Origin of the sequence: Streptomyces sp. NBC_01717 (assembly GCF_036248255.1) — a bacterium.
Classification (GTDB): domain Bacteria; phylum Actinomycetota; class Actinomycetes; order Streptomycetales; family Streptomycetaceae; genus Streptomyces.
Window position 1 is genome coordinate 20106 of sequence record NZ_CP109179.1, and the last position, 18639, is coordinate 38744.

20 protein-coding genes and 1 pseudogene are annotated in these 18639 nt (G+C 69.3%); 5 read left to right on the forward strand and 16 right to left on the reverse strand.

Translation table 11 applies throughout. From position 1 onward, the window contains the following. Window positions 1–469 precede the first annotated feature (469 nt). From OHB49_RS42345 to OHB49_RS42360, 4 genes are all read right to left on the reverse strand, one after another. The gene (locus OHB49_RS42345) at window positions 470–745 is read right to left on the reverse strand and encodes a hypothetical protein (RefSeq protein WP_329166882.1); all 276 of its coding nucleotides are present in this window, start codon (window positions 743–745) and stop codon (window positions 470–472) included. 173 nt (window positions 746–918) lie between these two features. Continuing rightward, the gene (gene mobF / locus OHB49_RS42350; RefSeq protein WP_329166883.1) at window positions 919–2844 is read right to left on the reverse strand and encodes a MobF family relaxase; all 1926 of its coding nucleotides are present in this window, start codon (window positions 2842–2844) and stop codon (window positions 919–921) included. 642 nt (window positions 2845–3486) lie between these two features. Further along, on the reverse strand, window positions 3487–3864 hold the full coding sequence (locus OHB49_RS42355; RefSeq protein ID WP_329167452.1) for a fic family toxin-antitoxin system, toxin component: 378 nt from the start codon (window positions 3862–3864) through the stop codon (window positions 3487–3489). Further along, window positions 3864–4103 (reverse strand): hypothetical protein, encoded by a 240-nt coding sequence (locus OHB49_RS42360; protein ID WP_329166884.1) that lies wholly within the window; start codon window positions 4101–4103, stop codon window positions 3864–3866. The genes OHB49_RS42355 and OHB49_RS42360 overlap by 1 nt, the downstream gene beginning before the upstream one ends. A 279-nt stretch (window positions 4104–4382) precedes the next feature. Between OHB49_RS42360 and tpg the strand changes: the two genes are divergently transcribed. Next, a complete protein-coding gene (gene tpg / locus OHB49_RS42365; protein WP_329166885.1) occupies window positions 4383–4937 on the forward strand; it encodes a telomere-protecting terminal protein Tpg in 555 nt (184 codons plus the stop codon). A 281-nt stretch (window positions 4938–5218) separates the two neighbouring features. Here tpg and OHB49_RS42370 read toward each other — a convergent pair whose 3' ends face one another. Beyond that, window positions 5219–5593 (reverse strand): toxin Doc, encoded by a 375-nt coding sequence (locus OHB49_RS42370; protein ID WP_329166887.1) that lies wholly within the window; start codon window positions 5591–5593, stop codon window positions 5219–5221. A gap of 79 nt (window positions 5594–5672) precedes the next feature. Between OHB49_RS42370 and OHB49_RS42375 the strand changes: the two genes are divergently transcribed. Both OHB49_RS42375 and OHB49_RS42380 read left to right on the forward strand, forming a co-directional pair. Then, entirely contained in the window at window positions 5673–6374 is a 702-nt protein-coding gene (locus tag OHB49_RS42375; RefSeq protein ID WP_329166888.1) for a hypothetical protein, read from the forward strand. After that, a complete protein-coding gene (locus OHB49_RS42380; RefSeq protein WP_329166889.1) occupies window positions 6371–6619 on the forward strand; it encodes a hypothetical protein in 249 nt (82 codons plus the stop codon). The genes OHB49_RS42375 and OHB49_RS42380 overlap by 4 nt, the downstream gene beginning before the upstream one ends. A 124-nt stretch (window positions 6620–6743) precedes the next feature. Here the strand turns inward: OHB49_RS42380 and OHB49_RS42385 are convergent, their stop codons facing one another. Further along, window positions 6744–7481: an SMI1/KNR4 family protein gene (locus OHB49_RS42385; RefSeq protein WP_329166890.1), complete on the reverse strand. Its 738-nt coding sequence runs from the start codon at window positions 7479–7481 to the stop codon at window positions 6744–6746. Window positions 7482–7761: 280 nt separating this feature from the next. On the opposite strand from OHB49_RS42385, the gene OHB49_RS42390 reads away from it, so the two are divergent. Continuing rightward, a complete protein-coding gene (locus OHB49_RS42390) occupies window positions 7762–9228 on the forward strand; it encodes an ATP-binding SpoIIE family protein phosphatase (RefSeq protein WP_329166892.1) in 1467 nt (488 codons plus the stop codon). A gap of 311 nt (window positions 9229–9539) precedes the next feature. Here OHB49_RS42390 and OHB49_RS42395 read toward each other — a convergent pair whose 3' ends face one another. From OHB49_RS42395 to OHB49_RS42420, 6 genes and pseudogenes are all read right to left on the reverse strand, one after another. After that, complete coding sequence (locus tag OHB49_RS42395) at window positions 9540–9701, reverse strand: hypothetical protein (RefSeq protein WP_329166893.1); 162 nt, start codon at window positions 9699–9701, stop codon at window positions 9540–9542. A 155-nt stretch (window positions 9702–9856) separates the two neighbouring features. Further along, window positions 9857–10012 (reverse strand): annotated as a pseudogene (locus tag OHB49_RS42400) (IS5/IS1182 family transposase); the annotation flags it as partial. 28 nt (window positions 10013–10040) lie between these two features. Beyond that, window positions 10041–10316, reverse strand: a complete 276-nt coding sequence (locus OHB49_RS42405; protein WP_329166894.1) for a hypothetical protein — start codon at window positions 10314–10316, stop codon at window positions 10041–10043. 199 nt (window positions 10317–10515) lie between these two features. Further along, entirely contained in the window at window positions 10516–10686 is a 171-nt protein-coding gene (locus tag OHB49_RS42410) for a hypothetical protein (protein ID WP_329166896.1), read from the reverse strand. A gap of 229 nt (window positions 10687–10915) precedes the next feature. Then, on the reverse strand, window positions 10916–11191 hold the full coding sequence (locus OHB49_RS42415) for a hypothetical protein (protein WP_329166897.1): 276 nt from the start codon (window positions 11189–11191) through the stop codon (window positions 10916–10918). Further along, window positions 11148–12026, reverse strand: a complete 879-nt coding sequence (locus OHB49_RS42420) for a hypothetical protein (protein ID WP_329166898.1) — start codon at window positions 12024–12026, stop codon at window positions 11148–11150. The genes OHB49_RS42415 and OHB49_RS42420 overlap by 44 nt, the downstream gene beginning before the upstream one ends. A gap of 61 nt (window positions 12027–12087) precedes the next feature. Between OHB49_RS42420 and OHB49_RS42425 the strand changes: the two genes are divergently transcribed. Next, window positions 12088–12896, forward strand: a protein-coding gene (locus OHB49_RS42425) for an IS5 family transposase (RefSeq protein ID WP_443079709.1) whose coding sequence is annotated in 2 segments (ribosomal slippage) — window positions 12088–12436 and window positions 12436–12896 — 810 coding nt in all. Because the reading frame shifts where the segments join, the coding sequence is not laid out codon by codon here. 70 nt (window positions 12897–12966) lie between these two features. On the opposite strand, the gene OHB49_RS42430 is transcribed toward OHB49_RS42425, so the two are convergent. The 4 genes from OHB49_RS42430 to OHB49_RS42445 form a co-directional block, all read right to left on the reverse strand. Continuing rightward, window positions 12967–13170 (reverse strand): hypothetical protein, encoded by a 204-nt coding sequence (locus OHB49_RS42430; RefSeq protein ID WP_329166901.1) that lies wholly within the window; start codon window positions 13168–13170, stop codon window positions 12967–12969. 1043 nt (window positions 13171–14213) lie between these two features. Further along, a complete protein-coding gene (locus OHB49_RS42435; protein WP_329166902.1) occupies window positions 14214–15515 on the reverse strand; it encodes an MFS transporter in 1302 nt (433 codons plus the stop codon). A gap of 132 nt (window positions 15516–15647) precedes the next feature. Next, window positions 15648–16955, reverse strand: coding sequence for a DUF1254 domain-containing protein (locus OHB49_RS42440; protein WP_329166903.1), 1308 nt, complete (start codon window positions 16953–16955; stop codon window positions 15648–15650). A 52-nt stretch (window positions 16956–17007) separates the two neighbouring features. Beyond that, window positions 17008–18618: a long-chain fatty acid--CoA ligase gene (locus tag OHB49_RS42445; protein ID WP_329166904.1), complete on the reverse strand. Its 1611-nt coding sequence runs from the start codon at window positions 18616–18618 to the stop codon at window positions 17008–17010. Between the last annotated feature and the right edge of the window lie 21 nt (window positions 18619–18639).

The following is an 18639-nucleotide window of genomic DNA, read 5'->3' on the forward strand; positions in this document are numbered from 1 at the left end:
CAGGACGGCGGAATGTCCCGCGAACCCAGCACACCCTGGCGAACGAGCTGAGGGACCTGACTGCCTGACGCCGCGATCAACCGCTCGCGAAGCTCCTGCTCCCCGACCCGGCGGAACAGGGACGGCGTACTGTCCCCCGCTGGACGTTGACGCCGGCGAAGGCGTTCAGCTTTGCGGCCACCAGGCTCAGACCACGACGCACCAAGGCATCGAACAGCCACTTCGGCACCTCCGGCAATTGGGGCAGTGTTCCCCGTCGGCCGGCGGAACTTTCTCCTTCTCCCAGTCCTCGCGAGGGTCCAGTCGGTAGGGGCCGCCGTTCAGCGGGCCGGCGCCTCTTTCGCCTGGCGTCCAGCTCGGCGCGCTGCTCCTGGCGCTGCCGCTCCCGTTCCGCCTCACGGAGGGCAGTTCAGGCATATGAGGTCAACGAACGACGCGACGCAGGTGTCACCCGTCGCCGTGCGACCGGTCAGGGAGTGTCGCCGGACCAGTCCCAGCGGCGCCGGTCGCCGGGGCGCGGGTCATACATCGCCCGCCCCCCAGCACCGAACTGCCCGAGCTCCGTCATCAGGGCGACACCGGTATCGATCTCGCCCTTCGTCCAGCCGGTGATGTCGAGCAGCAGGCCGTCCAGCGGCCCGCCGACCAGCTCGGCGTAGGTGCGTCCCGGCTGCGGTCCGGGCCGGGGATCGTCATGGTCGGCGCCGTAGACCCGGCCGCGCAGCAACTCCTCATCCCTGTCCATACGTCCCAGGCTCCCAGCCACCACCGACAGTGCGGGCTTGCCCAGGTTCACCTTTGGCTTGCCCGCCCGTGTCGGCACAGGCTTGCCCGGGTCAGGGGCCAAAGCTCGCCAGCCGCCGGACCAGTGGGTTCGCACGCGTTGACGGAGGGAGCCACCAGAGGCTTGCCCGGCGCTCAGCGGGGCGCACCCGGACTCTGGCCGGGGCCGGGCTGGTGCGGGCGGTGCGCACGCTGGTCGTTCTCGCGGTGCGGGCGCGGTGCGGTTTCGTCGGGGAGACCAGGGGCCTGGTGCATCCGCTCGCGAGCCCCCGCGTTCAGCTTCGTGCCCGCCCGCTCGAACCGAAGCAGCTGGTCGGCAGTCAACTCCAGCGTTTCCATGTCGGTGCGCAGTGCGTCCAGGTCGACGGCCCGGCGGGCCTTGAGGACAGGGCGGTCCTCCTCCTGGGCGAAGACGTCCAGTTGCTCGGGCATCGCGGCCTGCTGGTGGACCGCCACGTCGTACGGATCCCGGCCGGTGCGGCGGGCTGGCCGCAGCTGCGCCGTCAGCACCGCGCCGGCGATGACGGCGCGGTCGTAGCGCAGCGGCACCCGGGGTATGTCCTGCTGCCCCGCTTCCAGGGGAAGCCGGGGTGCGGCCGGGTCGCCGGGGCCGGCCGGGGGATTGCGGTCCGGCTCGGGAACGTCGGTCGGCGGGCGCCGGGCGAAAGCGGCGCCCGGGAGGGCCCAGCGGGTGGTGTAGAGGCGGTACTCCGGGCGCGCGCCGCGCGACGTCCTCGCGTCGGTGATGTCGGTGCAGTGCGCGGCGAGCGCGGCGTCCACGATCTGCTCGTCCAGGCCACGCTCGTGGCGGCGGCCTCGCAGGACGAGGGCGAGGTGGCGGCGGGCTTCGGCAAGCAGGTGCCGACGGTGGAACCAGCCGCCGCCGTTCATCACGAACACGCGCGCGGTGACGTCGACGGCCGCCAGGGCGACGTCGACCACCGCGGCGACACGGGCCCGGATCACGGCGGCCGCGGCGCGGGCGCGCTCGAGCAGGGACTCGATGACGTTGAGCTCCACCCCGGAGCTGAGGATGGCGCTCGCCTTCCACCAGGCGCGCAGCTGAGCAAGCGGCCGGGCGCGCTGCTTGGGCGGCCGGGTCTTGCGGGCGGCGATCCGGTTCAGCCTGGTGCGGGCCCGCTCGGAGACGACGGGCAGGAACTTCAGCTCGCCGTCGTCGTCGACGGCGGTGACGTACTCGGCCTCCAGCTCCGTCAGGCAGGCGGCGATCTGCTCGCCGCGCCGCGCGGTCCAGCCGATCAGCTCATGCGGGACCCCGGCGATCTCCATGACCGGTCGGCGGCCCGGCGTGACCGTGCGCGGCTCAGAGGCCAACCCCAACGCCTCGCAGGCCTCAGCCATGACGAGCTCGTTGTAGAGCGCGGACGCGGCGACGGTGTTCTCGTACAGGGCCTCTGTGTGTACAGAACCCCACGTGCCGTCCGGGCGCTGCCCCTTCACCGACAACAGCAGATGGTCATGCAGCAACGGCATCTGGGACCGTGCCTCGTAGTGGCGAAAGCGCGCGGCAACCAGACCGCCGGGCGGCCGGACGCAGTGAATGCCACCGCTGCCGAACCGAATCACCGCCACCTGGTCCTCGATCCACTCCAGCACCATCTCGATCGCGCGCTCGTGCGCGGCCTCGATCGCCCGCCGGGTCTCGTCATCACCCAGCGCCCACAACAGGTAGATCGTCGGCTGCGGCCGGAACACCAAATCCAGTCCGGTGACCTTCACCCGGCGCCCGACCGCCCCGGACCGCCACGCCGCCGCCGGGGACTCCCCCGCGGCCAACCGGTCGGCTTCGATCCGGTCGGCGTGCGGGTGCCGGCCTCCCTCGCCGAACAAGTTCCGCAACTGCCGCTCGGTGACCTCCTCCCCCGCCACCAGACCCAGCACCACAAGGCCCCGGCCCATCCATCGCCCGGCCGGGACACCAGCCTCTTCCTGAGCCTTCCTCAGCGGTGCGCGGGGCGGGCGCCGGCCGTCACCGACGACGACCTGACGCAGGTAGTACCGGTACATCTGCCCAGCAGTGATCCTCGCGATATCCATCATGAAGACCACACCACACCCCCTGACCTGCAAGGAAAGAGCGAGATCCCGCGCCTCCCGCCAGGCGGGACAGACAGCCGAACCATTTTCCCGGCGGCCCGCCAGGCGGGAAGCCGCTCCAGGAGCCCGAGCCGAGTGTCATCGCTCTCCGGTCCAGCACGTGCTTCCCGGTCCAGCACGTGCTTCGGCCCCACAAACAACCGCGCAGCTCGGTCAGCGGGCGCCCAAGCTCCTCGGGCAACTGGGTCCTACCCGCCGCGATCGGACCCAGCCTGTAGCGGGCGCGGTTGTTCATCGGGAACGGGAGGTCCATGCGCTGCCGGCCCAAAGCGGCGTGGCCGCCCGCCAGACGGTGAACTGCACGGTCCCTCCGGAGCACGCCTCGAGTACAGGAGGCGTTCAACGGCCCTTGCATGACCGGTACCGCTCCCGGTGCCCGGGGGCGGACCCAGCCTGTAGCGGGCGCGGTTGTTCATCGGGAACGGGAGGTCCATGCGCTGCCGGCCCAAAGCGGCGTGGCCGCCCGCCAGACGGTGAACTGCACGGTCCCTCCGGAGCACGCCTCGAGTACAGGAGGCGTTCAACGGCCCTTGCATGACCGGTACCGCTCCCGGTGCCCCGGGGCGGCGTCGTGTTCTGCGAGCGTCAGGTGGTGGTGGGCCAGGTCCGCAGCAGCGCGGCGATCCTCGCGGCGGTGCAGGCGGAATCGAGGAGGAGGTCTTTGAGAGCGATGGCGTCGTCGCGGGTGGGCTTCACGGGGATACCGGCGGCTTCGAGATACATGACGCCGGTGGCGGCGGCCACGGCCATGTTGGAGCGCTCGAGCCAGCGGCAGCGGCCGAGGTTGTCCACGAGTGCTGCGGCTTTGGCGTAGGGGCCGTCGTAGACGGGCTGCTCGAAGAGTTCGGCCCGGTGGCGGGCGACAGCGGCGATGGGGACGCCGTAGTCGTCGGGGGCGGGATCGTCCGCGCCGGCCGCTTCGGCGACCTGCAGGATCCAGGGAACGTCGATGTGCAGTTCCATCACGCGGCGCGCGCTCCCGCAGGCGCCTGCTGGGCGTCTTCGGCCTCGTCGAAGACCGCCTGGTGCTCGGACAGGAAGCGGGCGGCGGCGTCCACCGCGCGGGCGCGCAGGCCGCTGGCGTCGTCCTGCACGAGACGGGCGAGGTAGTCCCCGATGCTCAGTCCGAGGTCGGCGGCGCGCTTCTTCGCGAGTTCCGCGACATCCTGATCCACGCGTGCGCCCAGCTGTGTCTTGGCCATACCCCACATGGTAACATCTGTTACCAGCCTGTCCAGGCAACGGCGGAAGCAGCGGTCCCGTCCGTCCGATCCCCGCCGAAGAGGGCCGCGACCAGGCTCTCTTGCCCGGTGGACAGCCGATGAGACCACAGGTGAAATCGATGCACTACGGGGGCTGCGCGCCCAGTCGCAGGTTCACGTGCCCTCGGGCATCAAGGAACGCGGCGGGCATCGGCGCAGGGGCGGGCGACGGGTGCGGGCGACAGCAGACTTGAGAACTGCGGGGAGCGGGAACATCCGATGGGCGTCGTGAGCGAAAGCCTCGGTCATGCAGTAGCGGCCGCGGCCACCCGGCCGATCCCGAGATCGGCGGGCGCGCAGGTGCGGTTCCTGGTGAAACGGCTCAAGGGCACCAGGCCGGTGGCCGACTTGCTGGGGGTCTCCCAGCGCACCGTCGAGCGGTACGCCAGGAACCAGATCAAGACGCCGCGGGCACAGCTCGGCGCCCGGCTCGCCGACGAGGTCCGCACACGGTGGCAGCCGCGGGTGAAGGAGGACGCGAAGAAGAACGCGGCCGTCTCCACCGGCATCGTCGTGGAAACCAGAGCGCGGTTCGGGTTCACCGCCGCGCCGGGCAGCACGGACGACGCACGCATCCGGCGCATCACCCAGCACCTTCCCGCCACCTACGCAGCCCGCCTCTTCGACGCACAGGCCGCCGGCGCCCCGGAGCAGCAGCTCCAGGCCGTCCTCGCCGAAGGACTCCAACAGGAGTACTTCAAGGACCGCGGCCGCCGTGCCGACGGACTCCTGGTCGAATTCACCGACATCGACTACATAGAACTCAGCCTCTGACACAGCACCGAAGCCCTCACCGAGCGCTTCGGTCGGCGAGTTGGAGTTGGCCGGGCGAGTTGAGCGCGACGGGCGACGAGGCCACCAGCGGGCCGGCGGGTGCCGCCCCGCGCGCCGCAGCCGCAGGCGCCGTCGGCAGTACGAGCACATCGCGTGGAAGGCACCCGAACACGCACCGACCCGCTCCCCGTGACGCGGTCCTGCCCGCGCGGCCCGGCACTCCAGGTACGCGAACTTGCGGCGGGCGATCTCGCGCAGCGCGAAGACCCCCGGCAACGCCGTCAGATGCGCCAGGAGCGGATGCGGTCGCCTGCCTGGTAGACGCCTGCCTTGCCGGACTGGATGCCGCGGACCAGTTCCACCAGCGCACCGTACGGGGCGTCGATACCCTCACCCGAGGCGTGCATGTAAGCCGCAGCGACCTGACAGGCGTAGAGGGAGTTGCGGTACGGCAGCGGCTGGAGCCGGACCAGGCTGTGCAGGAGAGCAGCGGCACGCCACGCCGCATCGGGTTCGGCGGTGGCGGGACGCGGGACGCGGGTCCTGTGGCGGGCCACAGCCGCGACGAGAGCGGAGTAATCGGCGACCGCGACATCTTCGGGAACAGCCTGCTCCTGGACATCCAGGAGCCAGGAGACGTCAACGTAGAGGACCATCACGCAGCTTCGACTCCCTACCCGCGGCCGGCAGATGCACCTGCACATGGTGAGAGACCCTGGGCAAGCAGCAACGCTGGTGCTCGTTCTGCCCCGTGGGCTGGCGGAGGGCTGGGCCGATGTCGAGCGCCGGCACCGGAACTGGTGCGAAGACAGCGGTCTGCGACCGCTGTGGACGACCCCGCAGCTCAATCCCGTGGAATCCGCCTACCTCAACGCCTATCCCAGTCTCGAAATCTCACGAGCCAGGCGGGCCGCGGTGGGCAGCGTTCTGCTCCGACGTATTGCTCTCTTCCACACCGTCACCGCCTTCTACCGTGTCCAATGCTGGGACGACGGCGACAGCTGGAAGATCGACGCCCGCACCGCCCATCCTCGGGCCATCTGGCACGACCAGCTCCTGCAGCGGCTGTGCCACCCACGATGGGGCCTGCCGGTGCACGTGGCCCACCGGTTCTGCCACTGCGCCGAACTGGACGCCCCCTATCAGTGGAACCACACCTGCGCCTTCTACTTCAACGGCCTCACCACCGGCAAGGACGACCGCATCTATCTGCGCGTCCACGCCAGCCCCGAAGGACACGACTACGTTCGGCAGATCAAGAAACTGCGCCAGGTCGGCGCACCAGAAGTCTGGATGGCCCGTGCCTTCCCCAGCAAGCGGTTCAGCACTACGACCAGCACTATCAGGCGGAATGACTGCGGTAATGGAACGTCTGCCCACCGACCGAGGGGTTGCGCATGCCTGGACCGGACCTGCCGGCGCCGGCAGTCCCCATGACCGCGGAAGCCCTACTCACCCGCTGGCCCACCGCCACGCAGAAGGTGGAACTCCTCCATGGCGTGCTCATCTTCACCGGCGATTTCGACGAGCGTGACCTGGAGACAGCACGCCGTACCTATCCAGGACGCCGGACGGCACTGAACGCCGACGGCGGCCTGGAAGTACATCCGGCCGGCCCTGGATCCCCCATACCGCTCGTAGGCTGGGCGTCCGGAGCTCCCGAGCCGGAGGACGGCGTCTGATCGGGTGCTGCCCTCAGCCAGCAGCGCGGCGTTCGTCGCGCCGATGATCGGCGGTGGCCGTTCCGATGCCCTCGCCAGCCTCCGCCAGCGAGATCGCGGTGCCTGCCACCATGAGTCTTGGACTCTACGAGTCGAACCAGCGGTACCAGATGGGCGTGCCTACGCCTGCGTGCCGGTTCTGGTGGGTGGTACGGCACTGTTCGGGCGTGGTCGGCGTCTCCTCGTGGGCCAGCCAGTCGAGGTACCACTCCGCGAATGTCGCGGCTTGGCGGTCATCGTTGAGCAGCGGGTTCAGGCGATCGCACGTCGCGCGCCCGTCGAACCACATGGTCCCTCGCATGGGCCCGCTGACCACCAGAAGCGTGTAGAAGCCGCAGCCGTCGTCGCAGAGAAAGACAGCCCCGGTGGCCCGAGCGGCTTCAATCGCATACGCGGCCTCCTGCCAAGCGTCGTGGTCGGCTTGGTAGACCGCGTCGGAGGTGTAGTTCTCCCGCTTCGGCTGGTTGTCCCAGGCGTCCTCGCTCGCCGCCAGTGCGGTGTCATGGTCGGGGAAGGGGACATGCAGCTTCTCGTGGTCCCCATACCGAGCGTCGTCCCAATCCCAGCGCGACCCGTTGAACTGCAGCCTCCGCACCCGGCCGCCCGCGCTGACACGCAGCAGATACTGGCGGTAGTCCTCGGGGAACTCCACGCCGAACTGTTCCTCAGCCTGGCGCACCTGCGTCTCGCTCAGGACTGCCGGGAGGTGTCTGCCGAGGCCCGTGCCATGCCGCGCGTAGAGAGCGACGGTCCGATCCCGTACCTCATCCCAGTTCACTGCCTGCATGCCGCTGCTTCCTCCGACGATGATCGAGGTGGTCACGATTCAGTGGTCCGTTCAGGTCGAGGGGTGGCTGACAAGGAATTCCGTACAAGCAAGGAGGCCCGGGACCGGAACGACGGCCCTATACGGGTTACGACAGCGGCCTCCTCAGGTAGCTAGGTCTCGCCAGGCTCCCATGTAAGGCTGGTGACTCCGCGCTGCAGGGGACCTACGCATGGTCGCGGACGCCATCGAGGGCCTCGGTACCAGGTTCGACCAGACCCGTATCGACTGGCCACGCAACGTGAGCCCTGCTACACCGGAGGGAAGGGAGGTGTGTATGCCTCGTGATCCGGTTAAGGGGCTGACCGCGTTCCTTGCGGCAGTGGCAGTCCCGCTTGTCGTATGCGCGCTCCTGATACCCGTCCGAGACACCCTGTCCCAGACCAACGTGGCTCTGATCTTGATGTTGGTCGTCGCGGCGGTGGCCGCCCTCAGCTACCGCTGGGCCGCGGCACTCACAGCCCTCTCCGCCGCCGTGTGGTTCGTCTTCTTCTTCACCACCCCGTACGAAAGCTTCACCCGCTTCAACAACACGGACGACATCGTTACCGCCGGGCTGCTGCTCGTCGTCGGCCTGGTGGTCTCTCAGCTGGCCCGCCGCTATTCCCGTGAGCAAGCCATCGCCACCACGCTGCAGCGCAGCCTGCTGCCTCGTGTGCTGCCGGACACCAGCGCCGTGCGGCCGGCGTTCCGGTACGTGCCCGCCGAGGCCGAGGTCGGCGGGGACTGGTTCGACGTGATCCCTCTCCCCGGATTCCGCACCGCGCTGGTAATCGGGGACGTGGTCGGCCACGGCCTGCGCTCCGCGGTCATCATGGGGCGGCTACGCACCGCAGTCCTCAGTTTCTCCACCCTCGATCTGCCGCCCGACGAACTGCTGGCCCGCCTTGACGATGTGGTCAACCAGATGGACGCGGAAGCGGGTGCCGGTCAGGATGTGAACGTCGCGGCTACGTGCCTGTATGCGATCTACGACCCGGTCTCCCGTAGCTGCACGATGGCAAGAGCCGGTCACTATCCGCCCGCCATCGTCCATCCGGACGGCCGCGTGGAGATTGTCGACCTGCCCGAAGGACCCCCGCTCGGTCTGGGCGGCCTGCGCTTTCAGGCCGCCGAGTGGCAGCTGCCGGAGGACACGCAGCTCGTGCTCTACACCGACGGGCTCATCTACAACCGGTACCGCGACATCGGGACCGGCCTGAAGCTGCTGTGCGACACGCTTTCCGGCGCGGGAATCGACCCGGAAAAGACGTGCGAGATGATCCTGAAGGCGGTGCTACCCGCCCGTTCAGTCGATGACGCCGCTCTCCTGGTCGCCCGAACCCGCACCTTTCCCCGTGACCGTATCGCCGAATGGGACATCCCGGCCATTCCCGCCGCAGTGCCCGCCCTACGCACCGAGGTGTCCGCGAAGCTGGCCGAGTGGAACCTGGAGGAGACGGCATTCGATACCGAACTGATCCTCAGCGAGCTGGTCACCAACGCCATCCGTTACGGGGCACCCCCCATCCACCTGCGCCTTCTGCTCAATACCACCCTGGTGGTGGAGGTCAGCGACGGCAGTAGCACCTCCCCGCACCTGCGCTACGCGACGGACATGGACGAAGGCGGTCGCGGAATCTTCCTCGTCGCCCAGTTCGCCGAGCGGTGGGGAATCCGCTTCACCCCCACCGGGAAGATCGTCTGGGCCGAGCAGCCGACCCCGTCGGTTCCCGTCGTCCCCGTCCTGGCCTCGGTTGGGTGACCGGGCTGGACTGCCCGAAGTCCTCACCGAGACTATGTGCTGGCGACTCCTGCCTCGATCCCAGACGGTCGGCGGGAGGGGCGGGAACTTGTCTGGGTGTGCAGACGGCACGGTGCGGCAGAACGGACACTGCGAATTCGTGGGGGCGCCGCCCCTTTCCTTCGATCTTCCGTTCCTCTTGCTCGGGGTGACCGCGCTCGGGTTCGTCGTGGTCATGCACCGCAAATTGCACGGCAAAGGGGGCATCTTTGCGTCACCGCAGGTGGGACGCACCGCAATGCGACTACTCCAGGCGTGATGAAAGACCGAGGCTAGACGGCGAGCAACCCGGCGAGCGTCAAAGCCGCCACCGCAGAGAAGACCCGCACCTTCCTCCAGCCTGGTCCCGAAGCCTGGCGGGTCAGCTCCCAGATGCTCACCAGACCGCCGCCAAGGCCCAGCGCGCTCTGCAGCAGGAAAACGGTGGTGTGCACAGGAAGCCTCCAGGGACCTTCGAACGGACGGGAAGGCTACCCCCGCTGGCGGTCACGTGGATGGCCAGCCCCAGTTTGGAAGATTTACGCGGATGGCCTCTGACCTGCGAGGACTCTGACCTCACGGATGGCGCGGGAGGAATACCCCTTGTCGGCTTGTCGGCCGGGACCAGGTCCGGCCGGGCGCGGGGTCGCCCTCGCCGTCGGGGAACGCGCAGGCGGGCCATCACATCAGCGAATGCGGGTGTATCCCCTGCCTGTCCAGCAGTGAGATGGAAGGCCAGGGGCCGGCAGTTGCCGTCGGCCGCGAGCTCTTCGCGTCTTCTGTGCCACCGGCTTTCAGCCGGTCGGGGTGAGCGTCATTCTGAGAGGGCCGATAGTGGCCGACCACCGCTCCCCGCGCGACGTCGCACTGTCTGCTTCGTCGAGCATCCGGGCGCGCATGAGCCGCGCGCACTGACTGAGCCGATCGGACTCAAATGAGGGCAGGATCGCGTCCTGGACCCGCGTCACTGACGTGTCCAGCCACTGCACAGCTTCTTGCACGTCGCGCACAGTCTGCCCTGCCGCCCCAAAGAGGGGGCCTTCAATCGACCACTCCATACGCAGCGCCATAACTCGACCGTAACGGCCGTCCCGTAATCCCTGGTGGATCGGTGCGCCCTGGCGATCCGCCGTTGTCGCGAGTCAATCGCTCGGCGTGTGCGACCGGGGCCGTGAGGTAATCCGGGACTCAGGCGGTGATGTCGGACCGATTTGGTCTCGTTCCCGTGAACTGTCCAGACGCACCAGTTCGGCGCACTGCCTGCGGCTTTCAGCGGGTCGGGGTGAGCGTCACGCTGATAGGGCCGACAGTGGCCGACCACCGCTTACCGCGCGACGTCGCGCTGTCTGCTTCGTCGAGCATTCGGGCGAACATGACCCGCACACAGTCCGCCAGCTCCTCGGACGCACCTGGGGCCAGGTTCGCGCGCTCCCGGACCATCGTCACTCCCCCATCAAGCCATCGCACAGCTTCCTGCACGTCACGCACGGACTGCTCTGCCGCCCCAAAAAAGGGACCTTCAAACGACCACCGCATGCGTAGCGCCATAACTCGACCGTAACGACCATCCCGCAATCCCGGTGGATGGTGAACAAGCGCATCGGGTCGACATCGTCGGTGGCCGGATGTGGGGCAGCGCCCCCTCTGACTGCCTGCCCTGTTCAGGCTATTACCACTGACGGCGCAGCTGGACGCGCTCCGCAGTGATCTGGGCGAGGAGGTCGGCGTCGTCGGCGGGCGCGGGGCGCTGCAAGCGGTGCAGCAGGTCCCGGTGCAGGCGCAGCGCTTCATCGCTGCCGGTGGCGGCCAGGACCGCTGACCACAGGGGGCTGCCAGGGAGGGTCTTGTTCTCCACTGTCTCCAGCAGCGTCAGTTTGTCCTGGTGGGTGAGGCGGCTCAGCTCACGCTGCCCGGTCTTCGCGCCAGGTGGTGACCCTCTCCTCACGGGCTGCCTTCTTCAGCGCCCCCATAACGAACGGCGCCAGGTAGCCGAGTTTCTCGGCGCGTTCCCGCTGCGCCTGGCGCTCCGCTGTCTCCTCTTGTTCAAGCTGCACGGCCAACGCCCGCTCCACCCGCTCCCGTCGGGCGGCCTCGTTCCGCTCACGCTCCTCCGCCAGCTGCTGCTCCGTCTGCTCGCGCCACTCCTTCTCCCGCTGAGCCGCGCGCCGCTCCTCCTGCTCACGCCGAAGCGCGGCCTGCTCCTGGTCGTGCCGGACCCGCGCGACACGCACCACCTCCCGCTCCTCGGCCGTCACGTCGAGATCCCTCATCAGCTGAGTGGCCTCAGTGAGGAGGAAAAATGTGGGCTGTTCCTGCAGCCGGGCCAGGACGACCTGGCGTTGTCGGGCTCGTTCTTCGAGCTGCGTCTGACTGCGGCCGAGAGCCAGGCGCAGCCGGCCGATGTTCTCCGGGACCTTCTCTGCCTCCAGGAGCCGCTGGATGGTTCGCACCGCGCTGTACAAACGGTCCGGCTGATCACGCATGGCGCGGTCGAGATGCATCAGCGCGCGTTTGACCGGGTCGTCCTGACGCACCGTGCTCGCCGCCCGCGACCGGGAAGGCGCGACACTGACAATCGAGCGACCCCCGGACTCACTGCGCCGCAGCCCCGTGACCATGGGCGCGCGGACGGCGTCGGGCCTGGCCGAGGTGTTCAGGCCCCGTGACGTCAGCTTGACGTCCTCCAGGCCGTCCCAGATGGTGCCCACCCCCGGGTGTTCTGTGCCCAGCCGCATGACGCGGCCACCGCCGGGCCGGTCCTCGAAGCGGATGCGCTGCACGTACTACTGCCCTCCGTGCTAAGAAGTCATCTCATTTGGTTTGGTCGGTAGGCTGTCGGTCATGGTGGGGATCATTGAGCGGCTGGTGCCGGATGAGTTGTGGGAGTTGTTTCAGCGGGTGGTGCCGGAGGCGCCGTCACGGCCGCAGGGTGGTGGACGGCGCCGGCATGGTGATCGTGAGGTGCTGGCCGCGATCGTGTTCGTGGCCACGTCAGGCTGCACGTGGCAGCAGTTGCCCACTGCTTCGTTCGGGCCGTCGGGGGCAACGGCTCATCGGCGTTTCTCCGAGTGGACGAAGGCCAGGGTGTGGGCCAAGCTCCACCGCCTGGTCCTCGACGAACTCGGCGCCCGCGGCGAGTTGGACTGGTCGCGCTGCGCGATCGACTCGGTGAACATGCGGGCCCTGAAAAGGGGGATCTGACTGGTCCGAATCCTGTCGACCGGGGCAAGTTCGGGTCGAAGATCCATTTGATCACCGAGCGGACCGGTCTGCCCCTGTCCGTTGGAATCTCGGGGGCGAACCTGCACGACAGCCAGGCCCTGATTCCCCTCGTGCAAGGGATACCGCCGATCCGTTCCCGCCGTGGACGCCGACGCCGCAAGCCCGCAAAGCTCCACGCCGACAAGGGCTACGACTACTCCCACCTAAGACGATGGTTACGCCAGCGCGGCATCCAGCACCGCATCGCGAGGAAAGGAGTCGAGTCCTCACAGCGACTGGGCCGCCACCGCTGGACCGTCGAACGCACCATGGCCTGGCTCGCAGGCTGCCGCCGTCTGCACCGACGCTACGAGCGCAAAGCCGACCACTTCCTCGCCTTCACGAGCATCGCCTGCACCCTCATCTGCTACCGCAGGCTCACCAATTGAGATGACTTCTAAGGCTCCCGGTTACGGCTCCGCTGCCAGGCGCCGAACAGAACCAGAAAAACGTAGGCGCTCACAGCAACGGCACCCACGCCCGCAAGCAGCCGCTGCCACCAGGACCGGCGAAGCAGATGGCCTCCACCCCACGCTCGCCGGTGATGTCCACGCCTCCCTCGACATCGACCAGCACCAGCGCCTGGACATGGTCGGTCTCCCACACCTGATTCCGCCAGCCCCGCGGCCGGGCCAGAAACACATCGTGCTTTCCGGGCCTCACGCTCACCACCGGCGAGCCCGGCCCGCTCCCCGGCGACAGATCACGACGGATCGCCCGGTGCAGCGTCGTCAGCGACGGAGGCGGCGCTCCCTCTCCCCTGGCCGCGCGAGCGGTCAGCTCGCGATGGACCGCGGCAACGTTCCCCTTCCACAGCGCCAACAGCCCACGGACTTCAGGCGTGATCGTGAACCCCGTATCCCGGGGACGGGCGCCAGAGCCGGCGGCCGCGGCCTCATCGCTCTCAGCAGCGGCCGCTAGCCACCGCCACACCGCACGCTCCCGCACCCCCAGCACGTCCGCCGCCGACCTCACCTGCTGGGTGATCGGTCCCCTCCCGGCGCAGGGCAAGCAGCCGCCGCACCACCGGAGCACGTAACGCCCGGACAGACACAGCGGGCAACCCACCGCCCGGTTCGTCCGAAACCCCGTGCCACTCCTCCTGCTCCTGAACCACGCATCGAGCACGCCAACCATCCACCGGCCGACGGATAGGAACTCACGAAACTGAGACAACGTCACCCGTCATGCGATAACACCCCAGGACAGCGCGCCTACCCCGATCTCTCACCCCCGTGACAGTGAATCCGCACCGCAAAAAGGGCCGCTGAACAGCAACAAATCCTCACAAGCAACGGTCTCTCACAACCACTGTCCCGAACCCGAGAGATCGCAACCGGGCCGCATAGCAGCGCCGGGAAGACAGCCGGCGGAACGGCCCGGGCACGTCATCGCAGATCCCTCAGGCCCCGCGGCGTAGCACCGGCGATGGCCTGGGCGCCATGGTCGTCTCCGCCCAGTCCCTCGCCGGTAACGCACCGCTGTATGGCCCGGCATGGCAGGCGCTCGCAGGGCAGCACCGGTTCTTCTCTACACCGTCGACCAGGCATCAGCGTTGACCACCACGCTCCGACGAGGGTCTGCACTTCGATGACGTCCCAGTCCTGGGATGTCCGGGACGAGCTGCCCCGCCAGACCGTGGGAAGGCTGCGGCCGGGCGGGAGTCGTCCCCGCTCCCGGCCCCCACCGCTGCGGACTCGCGCTTTCTATGTGCGCGTGCCGGTCCGGCGGGCGTCGCGCTCCGGGTTGACGGCGATGACGGCGACGATGCCGCCGACGATGAGTAGGGCGGCGGTCAGCGCGAAGCCTGCCTGATAGCCGGCGGCGGGGGTGGCGGCGGCGTCGAGCTGCCGGCCCAGGGCCACCGGGGCGAACATGCCGCCGAAGGTGACGATGCCGACGCACAGTCCGGAGGTGGCGCCGCGCAGTCGGACCGGCGAGATCTCGGCGTTCACCAGGTACATGAGAGGGACCCCGGCGACGGGCAGCCCGAAGGCCAGGCTCAGCAGCACCAGCCGGAGCGGGCCGGCCGGAACGGCTGAAACGGCCAGGAGGCAGCAACCGCTGACGATCGCGAGCAGGCCGGCCGGGATGCCCCGGGCGCACCGGCTTGTGGCGCCCCGGCGCATCCAGCGACCGGAGAGCCACGGCAGGACGAGCATCGCGAGCGTACCGAGCGCGGACGGCAGGGCGGCCAGTCTGCCTGCCGTGGCGGGGTCGTACCCGCCGGCCTTGGTCAGGTAGGTGGGCACCCACGCGAGGTTGGCGGCGACGGCCCAGTAGACGCCGAATGCGCACACCAGCATGCCGAGCCAGGAGCCGCTCAGCAGCACCGGCCGATAGCGGGGAGCGTCCGGTGCCGCGTCGGCTGCTGGGCCTGCCTGGTCGGTGAGCGGCCCTTCTTGTCCGACGACGAGCCAGCCCGCCGCCCACACCAGGCAGGACGCGGCCAACACCAGCCACGCCGAGCGCCAGCCGTGGTGGAGGATGAACCAGCTGAGCACGGGGACCGCGATCACGGTGCCCAGCACTGCACCGGCCTGGGTGACGGCGGTGGGCATCGCCCGGCGTCGGTCGGGGAACCACTTGTGCACGGCATGGACCGCGACAGGGGCGGTCGGACCCTCGGCGGCGCCGAGCGTGATCCGGCTCGCGAACAGCATCGCCAGGCTGCCCGCGAGGAACACCGGAAGCGCGGTCAGGGACCAGGCCACCGCGAGGATTCCGAGGATCCACTTGGCGCGCACCCGGTTGGCCAGGAAGCCCACCAGGACCGCGGAGAGGCTGAAGAGCAGATAGAAACTGCTGGCCAGCAGACCGAACTCGGAGGCGTCGAGATGGAGTTCCTTCATGATCGGATCAGCGGCGAGTCCGAGGACTGACTTCTCGGCGAAGTTGATGGCCATCAGCAGCGTGATCATGGCCACCACGGCCCAGGCGCGGGCGGCCGATGGGGCGTTCGTGCGGAGGGCCGGGGCGGATCTGTCTGTGATACCGGGGTCGGGCATGGTTGGTTCCCCTGAGTGGACGGTCGGTGAGGGCCGGGATCTTCCCGTTGCGCGAGACCTGAGACCGCGTGGGCAGGAGGGCTGCACGGCGGCTGCGTCGTGCAGCCCTCGAGCTCCGGTGCGTCGCGCGGCTCAGATCCTGCGGACCGCTGGCGGGCTCCAGCGGCCGTCCAGCACCTCGGGTTTCGGGACGAACAGGCGCATGGTGATCCCGAGGGGGCCGCGCGGCGCCGGCAGCCAGTTCGGCCGATGTTCCAGGCCCGGTTCGGTGTGCTGGACGTGGATGTCGAGGGAGCCGTCGGCGTTGAACACCAGCGGATCGCGGTCGCCGAGCGCGAAGCGGTCGAGCTCGTTGGCGGCCTGGAAGCCCTCCTCGTCGTACAACGTGACCGACCAGAACGCGTGCACGGGCGGCAGTTGGTCGGCGTCGAAGTGGAGTACGTAGTCGTGCTTGCCGTCCAGCGGTTCGCCGTCGGCGTCGGCGACCAGTACGGGGTAGACGGAGTCCTCGGCCTCGTTGGCGGCGAGTCCGATCGCGGCGATGACGGCGCGGAAGAAGTAGTTGTTGCCGTAGACCCCCATGGAGTCGGTGAACGTCGTCCAGCCGTTGACCTGCTGGCCCAGGGTGGGCAGGGCACCGAGAATCGCGCGGCGGGCGTCGTCCGCACCCGCCTGGATCTCGGCGAGCTGCGCGGCGTCGAACCGTCCCGGGTCGAAGTCCTCGCCGGGGGCGATGCCGAGGCGGGCGATCCGGGCGAGGACCGAGAAGTCGCTGGCATGGGGCGGGCTGATCCGCAGCGCTTCGGCGGCGCGGGTGAAGAACTCGACCGCGTCCATGCCGTTGACCAGGTGCAGGGGCTCGGTGGTGGTGTCGTGCGCCGGGTCGATCCGATGCTCGGCGGAGTGCACCGGGGGTGTGATCCGGTACCCGGCCTGGACGGCGTGGACGGCCGGGTAGTCTGCCGGCCCGTTGGTCTGGGTACGGCCGACTATCCAGACCCACGGGGTCGGGGCCGCGATGACCGGCAGCCCCGCGGGCAGCTCGCCCGCGTACCCGGGACCGACGACGACGAAGTCGCGGGCTTCGGTCCCGGTGGTGCGCTTGCCGGGTGTGGCGAAGACGTCGGTCCACATGTCCAGCATTTGCAGCAGGTAGTAGCGGTCCGCGGTGTCGGGCGTGTGCAGGACCACCGGTCCTGCGGTCAGGTCCAGCCAGGCGATGGAGTAGAGCGTGTCGAAGTTCGGGCGGACCACCGCCCGCATCTCTGCGGCCGGGAAAGCCCGCAGGTGGTGGAAGGTGTTCGGGGGGCCGAAGCCCAGGCGGGTGCCCGGCTCGGCATTGATCATCTGCAGCCGGGTGACGTCCATCGTCACCAGCGGATACAGATAGTGGTAGGCCTCGCGGCTCAGAAGCCGCAGGTCGTTCGAGAACGTGCTCACACGCTCTTCCTTTCCGGTAGCACAGTGGTAGTGGCGATCGCGGGGAGGCCGCTCAGCGGCCGGCGTCGCCGAAGGTCTCGCGGAGTTGGGTCTTCTTGAACTTGCCGGTGGCCGTACAGGGGATGGCGGGCACGAATTCGAAGCGATCGGGGACCTGCCAGCGGGCGAAGTCCCGCTCCAGGTGCCGGCGCAGGTCCTGCGGCTCGGCCGTGGCGCCGTCGCGGAGGGCGACCACCGCGAGCGGGCGTTCGCCCCAGCGCTCATCGGATACGGCGATCACAGCCGCCTGGGCGACGGACGGATGGGCCATCAGATGGTTCTCCAGGTCTACCGAGGAGATCCATTCGCCGCCGGACTTGACCAGGTCCTTGGCCCGGTCGCAGATCCGGATGCAGCCGCGCTCATCGATCCGCACGATGTCGCCGGTGCGGAACCAGCCGTCGGACGTGAAGTTGTCGGCGCCGCGTCCGCGGTGGTAGCCCGCCGCGACCCAGGGGCCGCGCACCTCCAGTTCGCCCAGGGCGGTGTCGTCCCACGGGATGAGCGCGCCGTCGTCGTTCCGGGCCCGGATCTCCATGAGGGGAACGGCCACACCCTGGCGGCTGCGGAAGTCGTACTGCTCGTCGGCGGTGCTGTGCTCGAGGGCCTGGGGCAGCCGGCATGCGGTGCCGAGCGGTGCGAGCTCGGTCATGCCCCACATCTGCAGGACGGTCAGGCCGTGCCGGTCGTACCCCTCCAGCATGCTGCGGGGAACGGCCGCCCCGCCCACCGCAAGGCCTCTGAGGGCGGACAGGTCCCAGCGGTGCGGCTCGGCGTCCAGAGCGTTGAGCATGGCCATCCATACCGTGGGCACGCCCGCGGTCACGGTGACCCGCTCGTCGGCCAGCAGGTCCAGCACGCTCACCGCGTCCAGGCGGGGGCCGGGCAGAACCAGGCCGGCCCCGGCGAGCGCGGCTGCGTACGGCAGGCCCCACGCGTTGGCGTGGAACAGCGGGACCACCGGGAGGAGCACGTCCCGGGCGGACACCGCGAGGGTGTCGGGGAGCGCGATGACCAGCGAGTGCAGCACGACGGCCCGGTGTGAGTAGACGACTCCCTTGGGGCGCCCGGTGGTGCCGGAGGTGTAGCACATCGCCGCGGCCCGGCGCTCGTCGAGCACCGGCCAGGTCATCGGCTGGGCGCCGGCGACCAGGTTTTCGTAGGCGAGCATGCCCTCGGGGGCGGAGCGGTCGTGTGTGACCACGATGACGTGCTCGAAGGCGTGGGCGTCACGGAAGGTCGAGAACACCTCGAGGAGGGACTCGTCGACCACGATCACTCGGTCGTCGGCGTCGGCGACGATGAAGCCGAGCTCCTCGGCGTGGAGCCGCGGGTTGAGTGTGTGGATCACCGCACCCATCGGGGGAACGGCGAAGTAGAGCTCCAGGTGCTCGCTCTGGTTCCACAGCAGGGTGGCGACCCGGTCGCCGTCGCCGATGCCGAGCGAGCGCAGTGCGGATGCCAACTGCCGCGCGCGCCGGCTGCACTCGCCGAGCGTGGTGCGGTGGATGCTCGCGTCCGGCCGTCGCGACACGACGGGACGGTGGGGGTGGAACCGCTCGGCACGCTCGACCAGCGAGGTCACGGTGAGCGGATAGTCGTCCGTGCTGAGGCCATTGATCACGGGGGTTTCCTTCGTGGAGCA